At 33.8% G+C, this 619-nt stretch carries 1 protein-coding gene; it reads left to right on the top strand.

Annotated elements, in window-relative coordinates; all coding sequences use genetic code 11:
• The first annotated feature begins 113 nt into the window (after positions 1 to 113).
• The gene (locus tag ABRT01_RS18325; protein ID WP_367749214.1) at positions 114 to 566 is read left to right on the top strand and encodes a histidine kinase dimerization/phosphoacceptor domain -containing protein; all 453 of its coding nucleotides are present in this window, start codon (positions 114 to 116) and stop codon (positions 564 to 566) included.
• Positions 567 to 619: the final 53 nt, after the last annotated feature.

Raw genomic sequence — 619 nt, forward strand, 5'->3', positions numbered from 1 at the left:
GAATTTCCAAAAGTACTTTACCAGATAAAGGTTAGATGTCATTTTTACTCTGCGAAAGTTGAGTTAATGAGAATGACAGGGAATTCGGATTACTATTTGTGCGAAGAAAAAGTGTGAAAACAATCATATGTATACCAGTACTGATTCGCTCCCAGGTAACCGGAATAATTCAAGTTTATTATGAAGATTTCTATGTTTATTCGAGCGATGAATCAAGGTACCTAGCTGCTTTAGCACGTCATGCTGCAATGGCTATAGAAGATACGAGATTAATGGGGAGATCAGCCTTATTACAAGAAAGCCATCATCGCATTAAAAACAATCTTCAATCCATTGTAGGGATTATCTCGTTACAGCGCAATTTTGTTCAGCAAAATGCAACACAATCAGTCAATGACATACTAGATAATATTATTTCTAGAATTAAAAGTATTTCCGCAGTACACGACCTTTTGTCAAAGGATAAGTTAGGTCGAAGTATCATTAACGTAAAAGAAATAATTGAGGAAATCATTAGTTATTCTAATTATAATTCGAACTTTGCGATTCATTTAGAGATGACGTAAAATAGTTTGTGTAAAATATTTGAGACGAAAAAAAGAGGTAGGGTATCCTCAAA

The sequence above is a fragment of the Lentibacillus sp. L22 genome, from assembly GCF_040812445.1.
Lineage (GTDB): Bacteria > Bacillota > Bacilli > Bacillales > Amphibacillaceae > Lentibacillus_C > Lentibacillus_C daqui.